Origin of the sequence: Methanofollis ethanolicus (assembly GCF_001571385.1) — an archaeon.
In the GTDB taxonomy this organism is placed as follows: Archaea; Halobacteriota; Methanomicrobia; order Methanomicrobiales; family Methanofollaceae; genus Methanofollis; species Methanofollis ethanolicus.
In genome coordinates this window covers 1,711,073-1,727,132 of the sequence record NZ_BCNW01000001.1, presented here as the reverse complement: position 1 = coordinate 1,727,132, position 16,060 = coordinate 1,711,073, and the positions used below count along the sequence as shown (strand labels likewise).

General features: G+C 58.1%; 16 protein-coding genes and 1 tRNA gene. 3 read left to right on the top strand and 14 right to left on the bottom strand.

All coding sequences use genetic code 11. The features are described 5' to 3' along the window. The first annotated feature begins 232 nt into the window (after nucleotides 1-232). Together MEFOE_RS08505 and MEFOE_RS14700 are read left to right on the top strand one after the other, a co-directional pair. A complete protein-coding gene (locus tag MEFOE_RS08505) occupies nucleotides 233-496 on the top strand; it encodes a hypothetical protein (protein ID WP_067051039.1) in 264 nt (87 codons plus the stop codon). Between the two features lie 341 nt (nucleotides 497-837). Further along, on the top strand, nucleotides 838-1,719 hold the full coding sequence (locus tag MEFOE_RS14700; RefSeq protein ID WP_328585461.1) for a cache domain-containing protein: 882 nt from the start codon (nucleotides 838-840) through the stop codon (nucleotides 1,717-1,719). Nucleotides 1,720-1,746: 27 nt separating this feature from the next. Here MEFOE_RS14700 and MEFOE_RS08495 read toward each other — a convergent pair whose 3' ends face one another. From MEFOE_RS08495 to MEFOE_RS08475, 6 genes are all read right to left on the bottom strand, one after another. Beyond that, complete coding sequence (locus MEFOE_RS08495; protein ID WP_067051036.1) at nucleotides 1,747-2,007, bottom strand: type II toxin-antitoxin system RelE family toxin; 261 nt, start codon at nucleotides 2,005-2,007, stop codon at nucleotides 1,747-1,749. After that, on the bottom strand, nucleotides 2,004-2,243 hold the full coding sequence (locus tag MEFOE_RS08490; protein WP_067051033.1) for a DUF7557 family protein: 240 nt from the start codon (nucleotides 2,241-2,243) through the stop codon (nucleotides 2,004-2,006). The genes MEFOE_RS08495 and MEFOE_RS08490 overlap by 4 nt, the downstream gene beginning before the upstream one ends. A gap of 196 nt (nucleotides 2,244-2,439) precedes the next feature. Next, entirely contained in the window at nucleotides 2,440-3,879 is a 1,440-nt protein-coding gene (locus tag MEFOE_RS08485) for a Fic family protein (protein ID WP_067051030.1), read from the bottom strand. Further along, a complete protein-coding gene (locus tag MEFOE_RS08480; protein ID WP_067051027.1) occupies nucleotides 3,876-4,514 on the bottom strand; it encodes a DUF4062 domain-containing protein in 639 nt (212 codons plus the stop codon). The genes MEFOE_RS08485 and MEFOE_RS08480 overlap by 4 nt, the downstream gene beginning before the upstream one ends. Before the next feature lie 71 nt (nucleotides 4,515-4,585). Continuing rightward, a complete protein-coding gene (locus tag MEFOE_RS13750) occupies nucleotides 4,586-4,759 on the bottom strand; it encodes a hypothetical protein (protein WP_201785185.1) in 174 nt (57 codons plus the stop codon). A 237-nt stretch (nucleotides 4,760-4,996) separates the two neighbouring features. Continuing rightward, nucleotides 4,997-8,050 carry an ATP-dependent helicase gene (locus tag MEFOE_RS08475; protein ID WP_268872621.1) on the bottom strand — a complete coding sequence of 1,018 codons (3,054 nt, stop codon included), beginning with the start codon at nucleotides 8,048-8,050 and terminating at the stop codon, nucleotides 4,997-4,999. A 194-nt stretch (nucleotides 8,051-8,244) separates the two neighbouring features. On the opposite strand from MEFOE_RS08475, the gene MEFOE_RS08470 reads away from it, so the two are divergent. Further along, the gene (locus tag MEFOE_RS08470; RefSeq protein WP_067051021.1) at nucleotides 8,245-9,345 is read left to right on the top strand and encodes a DUF4268 domain-containing protein; all 1,101 of its coding nucleotides are present in this window, start codon (nucleotides 8,245-8,247) and stop codon (nucleotides 9,343-9,345) included. 379 nt (nucleotides 9,346-9,724) lie between these two features. Here MEFOE_RS08470 and MEFOE_RS08465 read toward each other — a convergent pair whose 3' ends face one another. The 8 genes from MEFOE_RS08465 to MEFOE_RS08430 form a co-directional block, all read right to left on the bottom strand. Beyond that, nucleotides 9,725-10,018, bottom strand: coding sequence for a hypothetical protein (locus MEFOE_RS08465; RefSeq protein WP_067051018.1), 294 nt, complete (start codon nucleotides 10,016-10,018; stop codon nucleotides 9,725-9,727). 63 nt (nucleotides 10,019-10,081) lie between these two features. Beyond that, nucleotides 10,082-10,192 (bottom strand) — tRNA-Met (locus MEFOE_RS08460). A 69-nt stretch (nucleotides 10,193-10,261) separates the two neighbouring features. Then, a complete protein-coding gene (locus MEFOE_RS08455) occupies nucleotides 10,262-11,740 on the bottom strand; it encodes an acetyl-CoA carboxylase biotin carboxylase subunit (protein WP_067051015.1) in 1,479 nt (492 codons plus the stop codon). A gap of 20 nt (nucleotides 11,741-11,760) precedes the next feature. Further along, nucleotides 11,761-13,503, bottom strand: a complete 1,743-nt coding sequence (gene oadA, locus MEFOE_RS08450) for a sodium-extruding oxaloacetate decarboxylase subunit alpha (protein ID WP_067051013.1) — start codon at nucleotides 13,501-13,503, stop codon at nucleotides 11,761-11,763. A 54-nt stretch (nucleotides 13,504-13,557) separates the two neighbouring features. Then, nucleotides 13,558-14,202 carry a hypothetical protein gene (locus MEFOE_RS08445; RefSeq protein WP_067051010.1) on the bottom strand — a complete coding sequence of 215 codons (645 nt, stop codon included), beginning with the start codon at nucleotides 14,200-14,202 and terminating at the stop codon, nucleotides 13,558-13,560. Further along, entirely contained in the window at nucleotides 14,184-14,882 is a 699-nt protein-coding gene (locus MEFOE_RS08440) for an ATP-binding cassette domain-containing protein (protein ID WP_067051006.1), read from the bottom strand. The genes MEFOE_RS08445 and MEFOE_RS08440 overlap by 19 nt, the downstream gene beginning before the upstream one ends. After that, on the bottom strand, nucleotides 14,866-15,549 hold the full coding sequence (locus MEFOE_RS08435; protein ID WP_067051002.1) for an energy-coupling factor ABC transporter ATP-binding protein: 684 nt from the start codon (nucleotides 15,547-15,549) through the stop codon (nucleotides 14,866-14,868). Before MEFOE_RS08435 ends, MEFOE_RS08440 begins: the two co-directional genes overlap by 17 nt. Beyond that, on the bottom strand, nucleotides 15,546-16,055 hold the full coding sequence (locus tag MEFOE_RS08430; RefSeq protein ID WP_067051000.1) for a biotin transporter BioY: 510 nt from the start codon (nucleotides 16,053-16,055) through the stop codon (nucleotides 15,546-15,548). Before MEFOE_RS08430 ends, MEFOE_RS08435 begins: the two co-directional genes overlap by 4 nt. Nucleotides 16,056-16,060 lie beyond the last annotated feature (5 nt).

The window sequence follows — 16,060 nt, the reverse complement described above, 5'->3', positions numbered from 1 at the left end:
CAGCACCGAAGCGGTCGTCGGTTTTGTCTCCACAGGGGTCCCCCGCACCGTCACCCTCACCGCGGCGGACGACGGTTACGAAACCCTGGTCAGGACGAGCATCTTCCTCGGTTGCCAGATAAACGACGGGGGGGCCGGGTCGTCGGGCGCCCTCTCACGCATTTTTCTCTCCCTTCACCGGAGTAGCAGGTACCAGAAGTTTGATATCCTCTTCGTGCATGGTCTCTTCTCTATGCTGTACACCCGCGAGATCATCCAGAAGATCTGGGACGCACAGGGCTACGGAAACCTCGCCGTCTGGAAGGACGGCACGACCGCCGTCATCGCCCCGGGCGAGGCCCCGGAAAAGAACGGGAAGCCACCCCTTGCCGTCTTCAAGCCCATCCCCCTTGTGGGAGGTTTTTCGATGCTGGACTTTGCCACCCACGACGCCGCACTGCTGGAGGCGGTCGAGGCGACGATCCGGGAGGCCGGAGGGGAGATCGAGCGGGAGTGAAGGGGTCCTGTCCCCCCTCGATACGGTTCAAAGCCTTCTGACCGGAAAGGGTCGGGCGGCTTCATGAACGATCTTCTTTGATCAGGGGACGCTCTTTCTCCGTGAGGCAGCACCTCTGCTTGCTGCTCTCTGGTCTGTCGGGGAGCGTCACTGTAATCAGATTTTCCCCCATGGCGACGCGGGGGGCTTGAGGCATGTTCTCGACCCGGGCCTCATTTTACAGAGCCATTTTTCTGAAAGCGTCTTTAAAAATTGCAAAAAAGAGTGTCGAATGATCTGGTATTATCAGCAAGAAAAATCTATCCATCAAGATGAAGAGAACGTCAATTTCATTCGTATTGGTGTTTGTTCTCGGCCTGTTTCTGATAACAGCCGGGTGCACGCAGGACCAGCCCGCCGCAACCACATCAACGCCGGGAGATACTAACACCATCCAGCAGGAGACCTACACCTCCAATGAAACGCTTGTCGCCTTCGTTGACAGTGCGGCCGCCTATGCAAAAACATACGGCAAAGAAAAAGCCCTGGCAGAATTTTCCAACCCGAACGGTTCGTTTGTCGAGGGTGAGCTCTATATCTATGCCTATGATTTCAACGGTACCACTCTTGCCCATCCCTTCAACCCGGAGAAGATTGGTGTAAACCGGCTCGCTGAAACCGATGCGCAGGGCGGGTACTTCATCAAAGACCTGCGGGACGTTGCGATTAAAGGCAGCGGATTTGTCCGGTTTTATTATATCAACCCTGCTCACAACCGCTCAATCGAGCCGAAACTGGGATATGTCGAAAAGGTAGACGATGACTGGTGGCTGGGCTCCGGGATATACACGGACCCGACCACACCCCTCACCGGTGCGGCAACGCCCTCCCCGGAGGTCACCTCACCCTCCACCCCGGACATCGTCGGGGTCTGGACCGGAACGTCGAGCGGCCACATCAAGACCGTGGGATTCCGTGAGAGCGCTGCCCACCGGTACATTATCACGGCACAGAACGGACCGGCCTTTACCGGGTATAAGGAGTATACAAAGGCGGACGGCGTCAGGTATTCGGAGAACATCTCCGGCGTCATCGCCTCTGACGGGGAGATCTCCATCATCGATCACGATGACGGCTCCGCCCTCGGTAAGTTCATCGGACCGGATGAGATCGAACTCCGGTACATCGAGAACGGGGACACTGCGGTGGCCCTCCTCTTCCATCTGAAGAGGGAGAAGAACTGATTTTTCCCCCGTCTTTTTTTCGATCAGTTACACCGTACTCCGGTGTCCCACCTCGATCACGTGGATGACCATCACGTCGTCGACGATGGTGAGGATGGCGCGGTAGTCGCCGACCCTGAGAGAGTAAAAAGGCGGGTTCTGTCCTCCCTGTATCTTCTTCACATGTCTCTTCGGGTCCGTCTCCGCGGCGAGCGAGATCAGTTCTTCACCGATCGTGAGGGCGTAGTCCTTCGGGATACGCTTGATGTCACGGCGGGCCGTCGCGGAGAAGAAGACGCGATAACTCATTCGTCTTTCAACTCCGCCATGACCGGCTCAAGGGTAGAGACCCGGCCACTTTTGATATCTTCGAGAGACTCCTCGATGGCCTTGATGGTGGCGTCGCTGAGGGGCTCGTCATCGACTGCCATCTCCACAAGCCGCTCGATTACGTCGGTGTAGGATTCCCTGGGGTGGATCTTCAGAGAGTCCAGGCGGTGCTTGAGGGGGACCCTGATCTTGATGGTGGTGGTGTCGGCTGGCATACCTGGGTATACTAAAGTATCCATGATGAAGGTTATGATCTTTATTAACCCCTATGTGATTCCGGGTCGGTCCTCATGCCGAAGACGTTGAGGTGAGGACGCCCTCGGGGAGTTCATCGGACCTGATGAGATCGAACTCCGGCACCTGCCCGGCACGCCCTTTCCAATCTCTGTCAGAAACCGGTCGGGCAAATGTTCATGAACGATCTTCGCCTATCAGGGCACGTCCTTTCTCCGTGAGGCGGTATCTTTGCTTGCTGCTCTTTGGTTTGTCGGGGATGGTCATCTCAATCAGATTTTCCCGGATGGCTGGCAGCAGATAGGCTTTCCTGAAGTGTTCGTTGTCTTTCAGGCCGAGAATGTATTGAAGGTCCTTCCGCGACATCTCTCCATCAAAGGCAGCGAGCATCTGTGCGACTTCCGGGGTGACTTCCGGGGTGACTTCCGGGGTGACTTCCGGGGTGACTTCCGGGGCATAGAAGGTTAAGGTAACGCCGCGTCTATCTTCCGACCACTTCGGCGGGGGTAAACCGCGTTCATCACAGGCCCTCTTGATCATCACGCTGCCACGGCCTATCATCTCCATCAGTCCCCGTAGATGAATCACATGAGCGATGTCAGGATTACGCAGTACTGAGAGGTGCTGCCCCGACAGGAGGTTATCGGGGGTCACACCTTCAGGGAATGTGCCGCTGTTCCAGATCTCCAGACGATCTGGATAGATACGAACGGCAATCCCCCCGGAAAAATCGCTGTAGTCCCGGTGAACAAACGCATTCACCAACCCCTCTCTGATGGCGAGCACGGGATAGAGAGGTTCGTCCCGGCGTTCCAGATCCCCCTTGCTAAAGCGTGATATTGTTGAAGTATTCCGTTGAATAAAATGGTAAACATCCTCTAACACCGGGACCAGAGGTCCCTCAAAGGATTTCATATCCCGATAGGTATCATCTGCTCGATCTGTCGTAAAACAGGCGGCACGGACCCGAACTTGTGGATAACGCATGGCGGGATTGGTTCCGAAGAGGACATCGCCGCCATTGGTCAGGCGCCCATAGCGACACACTCCAAGTTTTTCAAGAGCTATGATCGGGTTTTCACTATCGCGAAACTGTACCTGGAACCTCTCATTTGCCGCACCCACTGTGGAGCGGATTTCATCCCTGTCCAGATCCTCTTTTATATCGGCAGAAGAAAAACGCCGCTCCCATCGTTCGGGTTCAACCTGTTTGCGGAGCACCATATCTCGGATCGTTTCGATATCGGCTTTTCGAGTTATCTGACCTTCACGGAGATAGATCACATTCTTAAAGGCATAGGGTATGTCCTTGCCAGATGGTACCTCGACTACCAGCAATGCCTTCTCTCCGATTTTATGGGCCTGAACAGAAACGAGTGCTCCCGGAGAAATGCCGTGGAGCAACTCCTGTTCAAGATTCTTCACCGCACGATCGGCGTTTTCGATGCCGATAATGTCCCCTCTGTCATCCACGCCACAGACAATAGAACCGCCGGATGTATTGAGAAATCCGCAGACAACTGAACCTACAAACTCAAGATCCTGGCACCGCGGCAAAAACTCGGTGCTCTGATCATTTCCCGGCAGCAGAATCTCCCCGATCTTCTCCGGCTTCATGGGCGCTCCCTCCTGTCCTGAACAATGTGAGAAATGCGGGCACTATCACGTAAGTTCTCGCGCACAAATGCCTCGACTTCCTGATATCGAGAGAATTGCGCCATAGCGAACAGGGCGGCGTCATCATCTGAGTTGAACTTCTGGACCCAGTTCCCCTGTCGGTCCTGCAGGGGTTTCTGGGAGAGAATAGCTTCTTCATACATGTCAATGACACGAAGATCATCAAGGATCTGGTTTTTCTCCAGCAAAAGTTTTCTCCGGTCGTCTCCTCCATTATACCCGAGATATTTCAGGAGCGACCTGGCGAAAATCACATGTTCATGAGCCAGAAGCCAGCGTGGCTTGTTGAGTTCGATGGCTTTTCTCAGTTCCTGGTGAGTGATGGAAAGTCCGTCCTTATCTATCCCGCTACCGTAATGAGGGGTAATCAAGCCGAGAAACAGATCACAGTTTGTTACTCCCGCGATGCAGTTATCAAAAGTTGAATGATGTGAAAAGACCGGCATGGTTCCCTTGTGGGACATCCAGACTTCATACCCGAATTCGGTTAAGAGCGTGTATATCCGGTCCAGAAGTTCTTCGATACCATAGACCGTGGATGAAACCATGATCGTGAGTTTCTTATTGCCCTTCATCTTTCCTCAGCTGAGCCCTGTTCTGATCGATTATCTCTGGAGAAGAGATGTTAAGCCTTTCTCAGGAGGCATTACTTACCTCTCACGAAACCCTCGATGTCAGCCAGATCGTACACGAGGTAGCCCTCGCCCCGCAGATCTTCCTTCCCCTCCACACTGCCCCCGACGAGGAGATAGCGCTCCCTCGGGTATCGGTCATGTCTGACCCTCTCCGCCTTCGCCTCCAGGCACCCCTCTCGCTTCACTCTTCCACCACCGCCGGCCGTACAGGATGATCATCCGTCCTCCCCCCTTCTGATGCTCCTCATCAAGGATCCGCCGCCCCTCCTCCCGCTCGACAAAACCCCAATCCAGATTAGTACTAATCCAGATTAGTAATAGGGGTTGTGCCGCACCATGGTGCTCACCTGCCGCAAAAACATGATCAAACCTTGAATATTGTGTCAAAATGATTCTATGGTCCGAACCATTGATAAAAATGATCAGGTCTGGTCTCCCTCCATCCCTTCGCATAGCATCCGGTAATCGCAATGGGTGCAGCCGTACCCGCTCCGCACCGGGAACTCACCGGCACGGATCCGCAGGATATAGCCTGACAACCGTTCCCGAAATGCAGCGACAGTCTCTTCTGTCGGGGAATAATGCAATTCCTTTCTCTCCTTCACAAAGAAGAACGTCGCCCGCTCCGGAAGTTCCCCGAAGATCTCCCACACGGCCAGGCAGTAGAGGTTCAACTGGATGTTCTCAGGGAGACCTTTTTTCGTGAACCCGTTCGAACTGCCGGTCTTGTAATCGACCACCACGTACCTGCCCTCCGGGGTCCGCTCCACCCTGTCGATGGAGCCGACGAAACGCACGCCGTCGATGCAAAACTCAAACCACCGCTCGACGTCCACGACGGTGTTCCTGTTCGCCTCCTCCCAGGCCACATAGGTCGCCACCATCTCACGCGCCTTTGTCCTGTCTTCTTCCTCTTTCTTCCGCGACGGATATCCAACAGACGACCAGGCCGCATCCAGGGCCGAGAGGGCGTTATCGAGGCTGACGCGCTCCCCCTCCATCTTCCGGCGGGCCATCCCCTCGCAGACGGCGTGCACCGCTGTCCCGAGGGAAAAGTAGGTCTTCGGCCTGGTCGGCACCCGCAGCACTGTCCCGAACTTGAACCGCAGCGGGCAGTCCTCGTAGGTGGAGAGGGCAGAGGCTGAGAGGCGAATGTCGTCGGTCAGACCGGGTTCAGACCGCACCCCGGCCCGGACCTCCAGATCAAAGGGTGGGGCTGCCACAGAGAGGAACGCATCCCGGTCAAAGAACGCCGGATCTTCTCCGGCCGCCAGGAGCCGGCACCGTTCCAGGTCCATCAACCGCTGCAGGGCGGTGAAGAGGCGCATCTCGGCCACTGCCCGGATCGCCTCCCCCTGCAGCCGCTGCCGCGCCTGTTCGAGGTCAGAGAGCAGCACACCGTCTGCCACCGTCTCCGGGGCCGGGACCTGGACAACCCTGATGAGGGGGTGTTCTGTATAATGCAGGTCGTCCAGGAAGGGCGAGGGTTTTGCGGCGGTCTTGCGCCCGTCGTACATCACCGCCCTCGTCAGATAGAGACGTTCCTCGGCCCGGGTCATCGCCACATAGCAGAGACGACGCTCCTCCTGCTTGAAGAGTTCCCGCTCGTCCTCCTCGGGGAGGAGGCTTTTAGCCAGGTCAAGAGGCACCGTAAAGACTTTAGAGCGGTAACGGACCGGGAACCGACCTTCCGAGAGATCGACCAGGAAGACAACCGGGAACTCCTTGCCCTTGCTCTGGTGGATCGTCATGATCTGCACGGCATCGCCGCCGGCCTCCCCCTCCGTATCCACGGCGATCTCCTGCACCTGGTCGAGGTAGAGGAGGAAGTCGGCGATTGAAGGGTCAGGGGTGAGGGCGGTGTATTCGGTGGCAAGACGGTAGAGCCAGTCCAGCACCCGCCGCTCCCGCTCGTTGCCCTCCCGGAGAACAGCGGCGTACAGCCCGCCGCTCTCCATCATCAGGGTGTAGATATAATCAGGGAAGGGGAGTTGCGTCTTCTGCTCGATGGCGCGGCCGATCCTGCAGACGACCTCCTGCACCGCCGCATCGCCGTTGTGCTGGAGGAGGGCCGCGTAGACGCCGTCGGTGTCCTCCCCGGCGTCGGCGTGCCGCCTGGCCGCCCGGTTGATCCCCTGGACCGTCACCTCTGAGACCCCGGCCCGGCGCAGCAGACGGTTGATCGGGATCCCGGCGTTCAGGGGATCGTCTGCCGCCTGCAGCACGGCGATGAGATCCCGCACCGCCGGGAAGCGGAGATAGTCCTCCTCGCCCACAAATTCGCAGGGGATGCCGTCGTTGACGAGCTGCCGATAGAATTTCTTCCCCTGGGCCCGCTGGCGGCAGAGGATGGCGATGTCACCATAGCGGAACCGTCGCGGTTCCCCTTCCTTTCTGGGGGTGAATTCGGTCTGCAGGAGGGCCCGGATCTCATCGGCCACATACACCGCTTCGGCCGCCTCGTTCTCGCACTCGGCGACCACGACCGGTTCGCCACCGGGGTTGTCGGTGCGGAGATCCTTCTGGGTGCGGCCGTGCGCCTGTTCGATGAACTCACGGGCGAGAGCAAGGATGGTGGCCGAGTTGCGGTAGTTCTCGTTCAGAACCGTAAGGGAATGGTCAGGGTAGGTGGCGGCGAAGTCATTCACATTCCCGAAGTAGGCACCCCTGAACCGGTATATCGACTGATCGTCGTCGCCGACGACACATAGGTGGCCGTTTCCGATGGCCTTGACCAGGGCGAGCTGGGCGTAGTTGGTGTCCTGGAACTCGTCCACCAGGATGTAGGGGTACTGCCGCACCAGCCGCTCCCGCACCAGGGGCCGGCGCTCCAGCAGGTTGACCGCTTCATGGATCATATCGTCGAAGTCGATCCGCCGCTCATCCCGCTTGTAGCGTTCGTACGCCCGGTAGACCGAGAGGAGGTCGGCGAGCCGGCGGACCTCCACCTCAGCCTCAGGATCAGGTGCAGCCGTGAGCCGGTCGGCAATATATCGCTCAAGGTCGTCGGGGGCGATCAGTTCGTCCCTGAAACTGCTGATCCCATCCATGATCGACTCGATCACACCGGCAGCATTGTTGCCGACCTCGATATACTCAAAACCGAATTCGTCGATGTGCCGTTGTCCCCACACGATCTGGTTCGTGCGGCTGATGAGGCCGTTTGTGAGGTTCAGCCCGCTCTCAAGGGTATGGTCGCGAAGAAGGGTATGGCAGAATGAGTGGAAGGTCTGGACAGTGCAGCCGGCGGCAAGGTCGCCGGCCCGGTCGATGCGCTCCTGCATCTCCCGGGCCGCCCTGTCCGAGAAGGTGAGGGCGAGGATCTCTTCAGGGACGGCCTGCCCGCTCTCGATGAGGTGGAGGATCTTCTCGGTGATCACCCGGGTCTTTCCTGAGCCCGGGCCTGCAAGGACGAGTTGACGGCCTGAAAGGGTCACTGCCTCTACCTGGCGGGGGTTCAAGCCAGATGAAGGCATATTGGAGCTCCTTTGGTTGGTGTACGGTTGTGGGGGTGCATCTGGATCAGATGTGGGTGAACCGGGGGGGAGGATAAGTGTTGGGTTTTGAAGCGGACTCATTGCACACGCGAGTTCTCAAAAGATCCATATGGCAGAAGGATCCCTGCGAAATCCTCTCTCTTTTATAGTTCGAAGGTCTACAGAGAGTTTCGATGATTTTTACGTACAACCTCCAGGATGAAAGAATAAAAATCCCTCAAAAAACCACCTTTAAAGATCACAACATATTAGAAAGAAAAAACATTGAAAAATGGGTAGAAACATATCCCGAGATATTAGGCGAGGAATTACTCATTTTAACAACCGAATTTGACAAATTTGATAAGACATCTGAGCGGCTGGATCTCCTCGCCCTGGATCAGGATGGCAACCTTGTTGTTATAGAACTCAAAAGGGACAATACCGGAAGAACAGCTGAATTACAAGCAATTAAATATGCTGCGTACTGTTCGACATTAAATCTCGATCAAGTAATCGATCTTCATGTAGATTATCTCAGAAGGAGAGGAGAACAGGCAGAAAGGGAGCATGTAAAATCGAAATTAATTGATTTTATACAGAATACTGAATTCGAGGAGATCAACGATAGACCAAGAATCATTTTACTTGCAATGGAATATCGACCCGAGGTGACGGCCTCTGTCTTCTGGCTCCGTAAATTTGGCATTGATATTACCTGTGTAAAAATAACCCCCTATATCAATGATGAAACAGCATTGACGGTAGAGTCATCGATCATCATACCCATTCCCGATGCAAAAGAATACCTGATACAGGTCGAAAAGAAAGAACTTTCAGAGGGTTCGCAAAGTCTTTCAAAACAGGAATATCTGGAGTTTTACGCTGATCTAGTCTCAAAACTAGGAGATCGAATTCCAGACACCTATCCAAAACCCCTTCCAAGAAATTATTATACTATCTCTTCGGGTTTGAGTAATGTCCATTATGAATGGATATTCCGGGGAAGACCTCGGAATGCATTCAGTGTTGAATTGCATTTTGAAAATAGTGACAAATTATTAAATCAAAAACAATTGGTCCGTCTGGCATCGTTACAAAAGACGCTTGAAGAGAGAACAGGGGAAAATGTCATTATAACTAAAGAATGGGGCAGAAAATGGGCGAAGATATCAATAGAGAAAAAAACAGGTGAGATGTCAGAAGAATTGCGATTTTGGGCTGTAAACAACATGATCATATTCTTTGAAGTCTTTCAGCCTGAGATAGACAGATTAAAAAAATCTGGTCTGTAGAGACCTTAGCCCCTCCAAGACTCCTCATTTCTTCACGACCCCATAATGTCCTGATGTCCGATCTCCCTGTCAAACAATTCTCTCCCAGCAAAAATACATCCTTATTGAACCCTGTTTATGAAATAAGTAATGATAAATCCATAAAATTGATCGTACGAGAAGGGGATATCAGATTTGGTGAATCTCATGAAATCCCCACCCATCGGATCATGATGACACAAAATAGTTAATCCCCGTTCGGTCCTCGGACTGACCACCTCCCTCAGAAGGTGTTTGCTCGGCGTGGGGGATTTGTAGGGGCCTGCAATCTCGTTTTTTATTGCATCTGTGGTATGAAAACATGTGCAGATCTGTTGGGATCATATCCCAAAACGTATTCTCAAAAAGTGTCGTTCTCCCCATAGTGTATCCTGTGGACGATGAACTCCGCTTTTTTCAGGATCTCCTCCGGGACCGCGGGGATCTGGTTCTCGACCCTGACCCTGATCTGGTCGGCGAGGTCGCGGGCAGAGGCCTGAATGTCCCCTTTGAGATACAGGACAAGATCTGAGGCGTACATATATGCCGCCGCATTGTCGCCGGTCCTGAGGTTCATGAGGACGAGGTCACCGCAGTACATGGCAGAGTCCCGGACATCGCCGTCATGCCTGCTCTGGTCAAGGGCGTGCGTCAAGGTATCAAATGGAGCCTTTTAAAAGTCGCAATTCAAAATTGGAACTCAAACATCCCAAAAGAGTGCTGCGAGGGGGATCCGAACCCCCGACCTCCAGATATCTCAGATCTGGGCGCTTCGTTTTTGCTCAAAACCCTATGAGTCTGGCGCCCTAACCAACTAGGCCACCGCAGCACGAGTGTTTGCACCTAAGTGCAGTATAACAATGATGGATTGGTTAATAAAGGTTATTGTGGGGCAGGGTTATCTCCGCCTCATCTGGTTGATGTAGACGTTGACCGCGGCGGAGATCGCCGCCGTCTCCTTCCCCTGCCGCAGAGAGTCCGCGAGGGTCTGCATGCGGGTTTCCTCCTCGCGCAGGTACCGCCGAAGACTCTGGGCGATATGCTCCTCCTGGAGGAAGTGGGTGTGCGTGTTGCCGAGCGCGAACTCCCGGTTGTGCATGATCGCGTGGTGGAGGGGCAGGGTCGTCTTCACCCCCAGGATCACGTACTCGTAGATCGCCCTGCGCATCCTCTCGATCGCCTCCATCCTCGTCTGGCCGTGGGCGCAGAGCTTCGAGATCATTGAGTCGTAGTTCGGCGGGATCGTGTAGCCCATGTGGATCCCCGAGTCCACCCTGATCCCCGGGCCGCCTGGCGAGCGGTACCGGACGATCTTGCCCGGGTCGGCCTGGAAGTTGTTCAGGGGATCTTCGGCATTGATCCGGCACTCGATCGCGTGCCCCCGGATCGAGACATCCTCCTGGTCGAAGGAGAGGTCCTGCCCCGCAGCGACCGCGATCTGCTGCTTCACGATGTCGATCCCGGTGATCATCTCGGTGATCGTGTGCTCCACCTGGAGACGGGTGTTCATCTCCATGAAGTAGTAGTCCCCGTCCGAGTACAGGAACTCCACCGTGCCCGCGTTCTTGTAATGGGACGTCTTTGCGACAGTCACCGCCGAGGCCGCCATCCTCTCCCGCAGCTCGTCCGTCATGATCGGGCAGGGCGCCTCCTCCACCAGTTTCTGGTGACGGCGCTGGATCGAGCACTCACGGTCGTACAGGTGGAGAGTCTTCCCGTACCTGTCCGCGAGCACCTGGAACTCGATGTGGCGGGGCTTCGTGAGATACTTCTCGATAAAGACCGTCGGGTCGCCGAAGGCCGACCCCGCGATCCGCATGCTCCCCGCGATCGCCTCTTCCAGCTCGTCAGGCGAATTGACGACATGCATCCCGATACCGCCGCCGCCCGCGCTCGCCTTCACAATCACCGGATAGCCGATCTCCTCCGCGACCTTCGCCGCCTCGTCGAGACTCGTGATCCCGCCCGGCGTGCCGGGCAGGACGGGCACGCCCGCCGCCTGCATCGTCTGCTTGCTCTCGATCTTCGAGCCCATCATCTCGATGGTCTTCCAGGACGGGCCGATGTAGGTGAGACCCTCGTCCTCGACGAGTTTTGCAAACTTCGCGTTCTCTGCCAGGAACCCGTAGCCAGGGTGGACCGCCTCCGCTCCCGACATCTTCGCGATCTCGGCGATCCTCTCCATGTTCAGGTAACTCTTCTGCGGCGGGGCCTCGCCGACAAAGAAGGCCTCGTCCGCGTACTTCACATGGAGGGCGTTTTTGTCGGGGGCCGAGTAGATCGCGACCGTCTCGATCCCGAGTTCGCGGCAGGCCCGCATCACCCTGATGGCGATCTCGCCCCTGTTTGCGATGAGCACCTTCTCAAAATATCTCATGTGACCACACAGAGGGGAGTTTATTCGACCACCATCAGGACGTCCCCGTTCTGGACGACGTCTCCTGCATCCACGAAGATCTCGGTGACCTTGCCGTCGGCAGGGGCGTAGATCGGGTTCTCCATCTTCATCGCTTCGAGGACCAGGAGGACGTCGCCCTTCCGCACCTCGGCGCCTGCGGAGACCCGCATCTCAAGGACCATGCCCTGCATATTGGACTTGATGCCGCCGGCGATCTCGCCCCGCGGGATCTCCTTACCGGCAGAGGGTGCGGCCGACTCGACCGCACTCCCCTCGACAGAGAGGATCCGCACGGAGAAGATCTCGCCGTCGACCTCGACCTCCATGAAGCCCGGGATGTCGGCGGCGCTTGCTGCAGCCGTCGCCTTCTGCGGGATCGCCTCGGGCTTTCTCTCGCCCTTCAGGAAGGACGGGGCGATTGCCGGGTACATGATGTAGGTGAGGACGTCCTCCTCCTTCCGCACGAGCCCCTCCTTCACCGCCTGCTCCCGCATCTTCTCGTAGGCGGGTTCCAGGAGGTCGGCGGGCCGGCCTGTGATCACGTCCTCGTCGCCGATGATCAGAGTCCTGATCTCGGGGGAGATCGGCGCCGGCGACCGGCCGTACAGGCCGCGGACATAGTCCTTGACCTCCTTCGTGACATTGGAGTATCTTTCCTTGCCCATCAGGACGTTCAGGACAGCCTGCGTCCCCACGATCTGGCTGGTCGGGGTGACGAGGGGAGGATAGCCGAGGTCTGCCCGCACCTTCGGCAGTTCGGCGAGTACCTCCTCCATGCGGTTGAGGGCGTCCTGCTCCTTCAACTGGGAGACCAGGTTCGAGATCATGCCGCCGGGCAACTGGTAGATGAGGACGTCGCTGTCCACCCGCTCGGAGATCGGGTCGAGGAGGCCGCCGTACTTCTCCCTGAGGCCGACACAGAGGTCCCGCACTCCACGAAGGGCGTGCAGGTCGATGCCGGTGTCCCGCGCCGTGCCCCTGAGGGAGGCGACCACGCTCTCCGTCGGGGGCTGCGAGGTGCCGAGGGCGAAGGGCGACATCGCCGTGTCAAGGATGTCGACGCCCGCCTCGATCGCCGCCTGGTAACTCATCGACGCGATCCCGCTCGTCGAGTGGGAGTGGAGGCAGACCGGGATATCGACCCTCTCCTTGATCCCCGCGATGAGTTCCCGGGCGGCCTCGGGCATGATCAGCCCGGCCATGTCCTTGATGCAGATGGAGTCGCAGTCACGCGCCGCCATCTCCTCGGCCATGTCGATGAAGGTGGCCGTGGTGTGCACCGGACTTGTCGTGTAGGAAATTGTCCCCTGCAGGTGTGCGCCTGCCGCCTTCACGCTGGTGAAGGCCTTCTCCATATTCCTGATATCATTTAAGGCGTCGAAGACGCGGAAGATATCGACACCATTCTTATATGCGGCATCGACAAAACGCTCCACGACATCGTCGGGGTAGTGGCGGTAGCCCACCAGGTTCTGCCCCCGCAGCAGCATCTGGATCGGCGTCTTCGTAAGTTCGGCCTTCAGGTCTCTCAGACGGTCCCAGGGATCGTCGTTGAGAAAGCGGATGCAGCTGTCGAAGGTCGCACCCCCCCAGGCCTCCAGGGAGAAAAAGCCCACATCATCCATCTTCCGAGCCAGAGGGATCATGTCCTCCGTTCTCATGCGGGTGGCGATGAGCGACTGATGGGCATCCCTGAGCGTCGTATCGGTGATATATACCCTTTTAGAACTGGCAGCACTCATCTGAATACCTCGGGGCTCTTAAATATCCTCAAGCCTCTCAATTTTTCAATCTGATCATATAAATACATCACTAAGAGGTACATACGAGAGAATTACGATAATTCCGGCAAGAGCAGCGGCGCATTTGTCTGCTCTCGTCCGGGTAAAAACAGGGCAGACTGACCCCCCACCGGTGTAGCCGCGCACGGCGAGGAGGGAGGCGCGGTCTGTTGACCTCTGCATCTGTGCGTGGAGGAGGCCGAGGCCGAGGGGGACGACGGCCCTGATGCCGCGGCCCTTCCCTTTCAGTCGCAGTGCCATTCTCATCCGTGTGATGTCACCCTCCAGGGAAGCGAGTGCCTCCATTCCCATCTCTCCGGCGAGGCCGATGTCGAAGCCCCACTTTTTCCCGAAGAGGGAGGCACCGGCGCCGAGGAGTTCGCCAGGGACGCGTTCGCGGTACGCCCAGAACGCGATGAGAAAGACCGCGGCCAGGCGGAAAAAGTAGGCGAGGCCGCCACCTGCGGTGACCTCGGTCGCGGCCGCGGTGATGCCGAGGGTGAGGAGGACGACGGCCCCTGCGGTCCGCGGCGGGAGGGAGGCGCGCCTCCTGCTGAATACCACCCACCAGAGAAAGACGAGGGCCGCGCCGTGCACCGAGTGGAAGGCCGCGATGGAGAGGGCGAAGATGCAGAAGAGTCTCAGTCGTGTGTCCTGCATAGCGCCTCCACCGTGTCCCTGAACCTGATGTTCTCCGGCACCACGCCGGCGTCGATGGCGTACCTGAGGTACGGCGGTGCGTGCCGCCATGCCGGGATGGCGTCCGGCACCCTGCCGAGACAGACGACCTCTCCCTCCTCGACCTCCCAGAGATAGTCTGCCCGCGGCAGCACCTGTTTCTCGTGGGTGAAGATGACGGTGACGCCGCCGTCCCTCTCCTCCAGTTCCCTGCACAGGCGCCCTTTCTGGACGCAGTCGAGAGAACTGAAGGGTTCGTCCAGGACAAGGAGGTCGTGCTTCCCGGCGAGGACGCAGGCGAGGTGGAGGCGCTTGAGTTCGCCGCGGGAGAGGGCGAAGGGGTCGTCCCCCCGGCGGTCTTCGAGGCCGCAGAGGGCCGTGACCTCTACCGGGTCGGCGCCGTAGGAGAGGACCTCGTCCTCGACCGTCGCCTCGGTGACATGGTATTCGGGATTCTGGAAGGAGAGAGTGAGGGAGGCGATGCCATCCCTGATGATCGTCCCCGCCGATGGCGTCACAAGACCCGCGAGGAGGAGGGCGAAGGTCGTCTTCCCGCTCCCCACCCTGCCGCTGATGAGATGGACGCCCTCGCCGAAGACGCCCGAGCAGGAGAGGGTGAAGGCGCCGCGGTTAAAGATGACGCCCTCAAGCCTGACGTCCATGGGCGGTCCTCCAGAGGGGGGGGTAGAAGCAGGTCTCTTCGCGGGCGGCGAAGACGTCGGCGGGCGTGCCTATCTCGCCGACCCGCCCTTTTTCCAGGTACAGCACGGTGTCGGCCCGTGCGGCGGCGGCCATGTCCTGCGTGCAACGGACAGAGTACCGGCACCGGCACCTGGCCAGCGCCTCCTCGACGACCTCCGCCGTCTCGCCGTCGAGATGGGAGTCGAACTCGTCGAGGACGAGCACCTCCGGATCTGTCGAGAGGGCAGTCGCGAGGGCCACCAGGGCCCGTTCGCCCCCGGAGAGTTCCCTGACCGTGCGGGGGAGGAGGTCTTCGATGCCGACCAGGCGTGCGGCCGCCTCCACCCGCGTCTCCACCTCCTTGCAGGGGAGGCCGGCGAAACGGGAGGGACTCGCGATCTCGTCATCAACGCGGGTGAAGAGGATGCTCTGGTCGGGAAACTCAGAGACCCACCCGACGTCGACCAGCCGCGGCGGGCGGCCGTCGATGCCGATCCGGCCGTAGAGAGGGACGGCGATGCCGGAAAGAAGAGAGAGAAAAGTTGATTTGCCGCTCCCGTTCGGGCCGATGAGGGCGGTGTGCCCCTCGTCGACCCGGAGGGAGGGGATGGTGAGGATGCCGTGGACGAGGCCGTCGATCTCGATCATGCCAGTCTTCGTGCGACGATATACGCGGCCGCCGTCTTGACAGCGTCGCCGGGGAGGAAGGGCACCATCCCGACGAGAGTTGCGGCCACAAGTCCCATGCCGGTCGAATATGCAAGCCAGGAGACCCCGAAGAGGTAGATCGCAATCGAGGCGGCGGCAAGGCCGGCGATCCTGACAATCTCGGCGTCTCTCTCGTACGCCAGGCCCGCGACGAGGGCCGCGGCGATGAAGCCGACGATGAAACCCCCGGTCGGCCCCATCAGGACGCCGATGCCAGCCGTGCCATTGTGGAAGATCGGCAGGCCGAGAAGGCCGAGGAGAAGGTACAGGGCCGCGGGCACCACCGCCCATCTCTTCATCACCGCTCCGGAGAGGAGGACGAAGAAGGTCTGGAGGGTGAGGGGCACAGGGACGAAGGGAATGGAGACCCACGAACCCGCGGCTATCAGGGCGACAAAGCCGGCAGACTCTGCGATAATGCGGGAGCGCTCTTCGCTGCCGTACATCGCCC

What these genes read in the sequence shown, in the direction of transcription:
- MEFOE_RS08505 (WP_067051039.1), top strand. Translation starts at nt 233, where the DNA reads ATGCTGTACACCCGCGAGATCATCCAGAAGATCTGGGACGCACAGGGC.
- MEFOE_RS08495 (WP_067051036.1), bottom strand. Translation starts at nt 2,007, where the DNA reads ATGAGTTATCGCGTCTTCTTCTCCGCGACGGCCCGCCGTGACATCAAG.
- MEFOE_RS08490 (WP_067051033.1), bottom strand. Translation starts at nt 2,243, where the DNA reads ATGCCAGCCGACACCACCACCATCAAGATCAGGGTCCCCCTCAAGCAC.
- MEFOE_RS08485 (WP_067051030.1), bottom strand. Translation starts at nt 3,879, where the DNA reads ATGAAGCCGGAGAAGATCGGGGAGATTCTGCTGCCGGGAAATGATCAG.
- MEFOE_RS08480 (WP_067051027.1), bottom strand. Translation starts at nt 4,514, where the DNA reads ATGAAGGGCAATAAGAAACTCACGATCATGGTTTCATCCACGGTCTAT.
- MEFOE_RS08475 (WP_268872621.1), bottom strand. Translation starts at nt 8,050, where the DNA reads ATGCCTTCATCTGGCTTGAACCCCCGCCAGGTAGAGGCAGTGACCCTT.
- MEFOE_RS08470 (WP_067051021.1), top strand. Translation starts at nt 8,245, where the DNA reads ATGATTTTTACGTACAACCTCCAGGATGAAAGAATAAAAATCCCTCAA.
- MEFOE_RS08455 (WP_067051015.1), bottom strand. Translation starts at nt 11,740, where the DNA reads ATGAGATATTTTGAGAAGGTGCTCATCGCAAACAGGGGCGAGATCGCC.
- oadA (WP_067051013.1), bottom strand. Translation starts at nt 13,503, where the DNA reads ATGAGTGCTGCCAGTTCTAAAAGGGTATATATCACCGATACGACGCTC.
- MEFOE_RS08445 (WP_067051010.1), bottom strand. Translation starts at nt 14,202, where the DNA reads ATGCAGGACACACGACTGAGACTCTTCTGCATCTTCGCCCTCTCCATC.
- MEFOE_RS08440 (WP_067051006.1), bottom strand. Translation starts at nt 14,882, where the DNA reads ATGGACGTCAGGCTTGAGGGCGTCATCTTTAACCGCGGCGCCTTCACC.
- MEFOE_RS08435 (WP_067051002.1), bottom strand. Translation starts at nt 15,549, where the DNA reads ATGATCGAGATCGACGGCCTCGTCCACGGCATCCTCACCATCCCCTCC.
- MEFOE_RS08430 (WP_067051000.1), bottom strand. Translation starts at nt 16,055, where the DNA reads ATGTACGGCAGCGAAGAGCGCTCCCGCATTATCGCAGAGTCTGCCGGC.